This is a genomic window from Monashia sp. HAY1-2A (genome assembly GCF_056755315.1).
The window spans coordinates 1-4073 of record NZ_JBNDHY010000238.1 but is presented as its reverse complement, the minus strand read 5'-3'; the positions used below and the strand labels follow the sequence as shown (position 1 = coordinate 4073).

At 66.5% G+C, this 4073-nt stretch carries 4 protein-coding genes; 2 read left to right on the top strand and 2 right to left on the bottom strand.

From position 1 onward, the window contains the following. The first annotated feature begins 157 nt into the window (after positions 1-157). Positions 158-490 carry an AbrB/MazE/SpoVT family DNA-binding domain-containing protein gene (locus ACPYOM_RS21115; protein WP_481347454.1) on the top strand — a complete coding sequence of 111 codons (333 nt, stop codon included), beginning with the start codon at positions 158-160 and terminating at the stop codon, positions 488-490. Continuing rightward, positions 487-900, top strand: a complete 414-nt coding sequence (locus ACPYOM_RS21110) for a PIN domain-containing protein (RefSeq protein ID WP_481347453.1) — start codon at positions 487-489, stop codon at positions 898-900. The genes ACPYOM_RS21115 and ACPYOM_RS21110 overlap by 4 nt, the downstream gene beginning before the upstream one ends. A gap of 854 nt (positions 901-1754) precedes the next feature. On the opposite strand, the gene ACPYOM_RS21105 is transcribed toward ACPYOM_RS21110, so the two are convergent. Together ACPYOM_RS21105 and ACPYOM_RS21100 are read right to left on the bottom strand one after the other, a co-directional pair. After that, entirely contained in the window at positions 1755-3395 is a 1641-nt protein-coding gene (locus tag ACPYOM_RS21105) for a serine hydrolase domain-containing protein (protein WP_481347452.1), read from the bottom strand. A gap of 315 nt (positions 3396-3710) precedes the next feature. Further along, a partial coding sequence (locus ACPYOM_RS21100) for a universal stress protein (RefSeq protein ID WP_481347451.1) occupies positions 3711-4073 on the bottom strand: 363 nt, incomplete at its 5' end.

The following is a 4073-nucleotide window of genomic DNA, read 5'->3' as shown; positions in this document are numbered from 1 at the left end:
CTTCTCGAGCGTGCTGTCCCTGATCAATCGCAAATGAGCACTTCAGAATGGTGACGCCACTGAGACAGTGGTGGAACAGGGTTCAACCAGTGCCACTTCATTGCTAGAAGTGGCACGTCGAGGCACAATGGGCTACATGAGACTCCAGGTTGGCGCCATGTCCGCGTCCTTCCACGTTGGGGCCAAGGGTCGGGTTGTGCTGCCCGCCGCGGTTCGTCGCGCCGCGCACGTGGAAGAGGGCGACGAGGTCGTGGCTCGCGCGGACGGCGACGGCCGGGTCGTGATCGAGACCGTGAGCTCGATCCGTGCGCGCGTCTGGGCCGCCGCCCCCGAGGGGTCCGGCGTCGACACTGAGGCCGATGTCCGCGCGATGCGCGACCAGGACCGGCAACTCGAGCATCGCCGCGCTGCTGATAACGCGGTCGCGCTTCGGACGGAGCAGCAAAGTGCCGAGGCGGGCGCGGCTCTACTCGCCCATCTCGGCCTGTGAGCGCCACTGCTCGCAAGGTGGTCTTGGATGCGTCCGCCGTGCTGGCTTGGGTGCTGCACGAGCGGGGTGCGACCACGGTCGACAAGCTCCTGACAGTCGGTGCAGTTCCTGCGCCAGTGATGGTCGAGACGCTCTACCGCGCGCAGGAGCGCGGGCATGGGCAATCCTGCCAGGAGCTGCACGATGACCTGCTGGCGATGGGCCTGACCGTAGAGCCGATCATCGACGAAGACACCGTGCGCGCCGCAGAACTTGTTGCGCAATCCCGTAGGGACGCTAGCGAAGACTCGCTCTCTCTGGGAGACGGACTGTGCATCGCGGTTGCGGAACGGCTCGGTCTGACCATGACGGGCAACGACAAGTACTGGGCGGGCGTAGCAAGCACAGTCAAGTTCATGCCCTTCCGATGAGCCGCTGGTCGCCACTGCGGTCCTCCCTTCCGCCTCCGGCTTGCCGAAGGCGAAGACCGCAGGGACCGCACGCGCATCCCGCCGACGAGCCCGCGGCGCGGTGCCGTTGGAGGCCCCGCATCAGGAGGCGCCGTGGGTCAAGTCACCCATCCGCGTTGGTTGCCTAACAGGGCCTCGTTACAGCGAGGGTTGCAGCGAGGTTTCCAGCGAGGGTTTCAGCCATGCCCCCATCCCCCCAAGCCCTGAGGATGCACAGCACCGGGATTGTGGGACGACCCGGGGCCCTGCTCCTTCATCGCGCCCTCCCACACCGCGGTCAGAGCGTCACTTCGTTCACACGTGCCCGCACCGGGGGCATGTCGACGCGGGGCAGGCGAATCGACCAGTGCGCCCCGACGCGGAAGGGCTCTTCAAAAGATGGTCACAGGCCACCGCTTCCAAGGGTCCCGCTGCTGGCGCACTGCCGGCCTGCGCGCTGTCCGATCAAGGCGCGATTGAGGGCGGCGACGCTCGACCGGCCATGCCTCCATCGACCGCAGCGTCGATGCCTCGGTGCGCATTGGCCGGCGCGGCCGGTGCTGAACGAGGGCTCAGCGATGGGTCTGGGCGCCCGACCCGGCGCGGGACGCGCTCGGCAATGTTCTGGGGGCTTGTGCAGATCGCGAGGGCGAGACCGTCGGCGGCGGGACGCACATTCCTGGGGGCCGGGTCCATTGCGCCCACCCGAGGCTCCTCGGCCTTCTTGCCGTCAGCCTCATCGACGGCACGAACAACTTGGCTCGAGGCGTCCAGGCAGCGGGCCACGTGGTCGGGCGTCGGGGCGAGCGATGCTCGGCCCGACGCCCGATCATGACTCACACTTGCAGGTTCGCGGGAGGCGCAACCTGCCCCGCCCCATCAGCGTGGGCCGGGAACTGGCCTCGAGCATCGCGACGGTTGCGCATGCGGCGAACGGCAGCGATGCCGAGCAGTGGCTTCAGGACTGCACCCCAGATCAACGCGATGATGCCCGTGACAAGGATCGGAATGCCGGTGTCGACGTGCCACAAGATGGACGTGGGCATACCGAGCATCGAGGGAAGGACGAGCAACGCGACCGCGCCCCACAGGAGGCTGACGATGCCGGCGACGGTCACTCGTGTTACCACCCACTTGACCTGGTAGTTCCGGGTCGTGGAACCGTTGGTCCAACGGCGCAGCAGGATGATCGAGCGGACGATCGCCAGGACTTGCAGGATGATGAGGATGACCAGGACCTGGACCAGCAACAGGGCTGTGTTCGCCAAGTTCGGGACGGGCTTGGGTCCGGGCACGTTCAGCAGCTTCGCCATGATGCCGTCGGCGACGCGGTCCATCGCGGGGTCGAGGTCGTTTGCGCCGTTCATCAGGACGACGACGCCCCACTTCTGCTGCGGTTGAAGGACCATCGTCGAGTGGAAGTCGCCGGTCTCCCCGTTGTGCCCCAGGATGGGGATGCCGTCGAGCTGTCCGGAGATCCACCCCATGGCGTAAGAGGAGTGCTCAGAGATTTTCGCTGCCCCCGTGTGAAGTTGCTCCATGCTCGTCGGCGAGACGAGCTCGACGCTCTTGTACCGGCCACCGTTCAGGTTCGCGATCAGGTAGTGGGTCATGTCCTCGAGGCTGGAGGACAGCAGCCCGGCCGGCGTTGTCGCCCTGTTGTCCAGGAGGCCGCCACCGGGCTGGCGCCGGTCGTACCAGAACTGGTGACCTGTCGCGAGCCCCGCAGCGCGCGCCTCAGAGGGGAAGGCGTAGGAGTGCGTCATCTGCAGCGGGCGGAAGATGTGGGCCTGCACGTAGTCCTCGTATGACTGCCCGGAGACTGTCTGCACGATGAGCCCGAGCACCGTGTAGTTGAGGTTCGAGTACTGGTAGGTGGTGCCCGGCTGCGAGCTCAGATCCACGTCTTTGGCGGCCCGCACCACGTCCTCCAAGGCGCTGCCACTCTCGTCGACTTGGTACATGTAGGTGAGTCCGGACACGGTGGAGAGTCCGCTGGTCTGGTTCAGCAGCTGGCGGACGGTGATCTTGCTCGAGGCTGCCTTGTCGGCGACTTGGAACCATGGGAGGTACTTCTGCACCGGGTCATCCAGGTGGACGGTGCCGGCGTCGACAAGCTGCATCACGGCAAGGGCGGTGAACGACTTGCTGTTGGAGCCGATTTTGAACGGTGTCGTCTCTGTGACGACTCGGCCGTCGTCGCTGGCTTCGCCGAACGTCTTCACGTGGAGCACTTCCGTGCCCTTCACGATGCCGACTGCAGCGCCGGGAATGTTCATCTCGTTCAGCTCGTGCTGGGCGAAGCTGTCGATGTCATCGAAGTTGACGTTCGATGGGGTGGCTGTCGCGGCAGCCGAGCTTCCGGCGGCCGGGTGGTGGACGGTTCCGGCGTAGCCGTCCGGGGACCTGACTGCGAGCGTCATCGCGATGATCGCCAGGACGGCAATCGCCCGCAGTACCTTGATTTTTCTGGACATGCTTTCCTCTCTGGGCAAGGCGGCCGAGGCCGTCGACCTGTGAATCGGCCGGCGTCTGACCGGCTTCAGGCATGAGTTGAGACACCAGTCGTGTCGCCTGCGAACACGGGCCGACGGATACCGACCGGCGAAGCAGTCGCCGCCCTGTTCACTGCTCGACGGTCAGCAGGTTCGCGTCCCTTTGCGGTAGCGCGGTCCGAGGCGAACGAGAGGCGCACGGAAGGCGGACGGGGAAGCCGGCTTGCCTTGCGTGGTGTTTGCGGGGTGGTTGGCCTCGGGGTCGTTTGGTGTGGGTGCGGGTGTGGTGTCGGGTGGTTAGGGGATGACCAGGACCCAGGTGGTGGGGTGGCGGGTGATGGTGTCGGTGGCGCTGGGTTCCAGCAGGGCGCGCAGGCCGGTGCGGTGGTTGGCCCCGAGGATGACCAGGTCGGCGTTGAGGGTGTGGGTGTGCTGTTGGAGCAGGGTGGGGATGTCGGTGTCCTCGCCGTGGATGACGGCGCCTTCGGCGGTGATGCCGCGGGTGTGCAGGGTGTTCACGGCGGTGGTGACCAGGGCGGAGGCGGTGCCGGGGGTTTCGGTGTCGGTGTCGGTGTCCAGGGCTGCGGTGTCGGGGTCGATGTGCACGACGTGGACGGTGGCGCCGGTGGCGTGGGCGATGACGGTGGCGGCGTCCAGGAC

Coding starts and splice junctions, on each gene's coding strand:
- ACPYOM_RS21115 (WP_481347454.1), top strand. CDS start 158: ATGTCCGCGTCCTTCCACGTTGGGGCCAAGGGTCGGGTTGTGCTGCCC.
- ACPYOM_RS21105 (WP_481347452.1), bottom strand. CDS start 3,395: ATGTCCAGAAAAATCAAGGTACTGCGGGCGATTGCCGTCCTGGCGATC.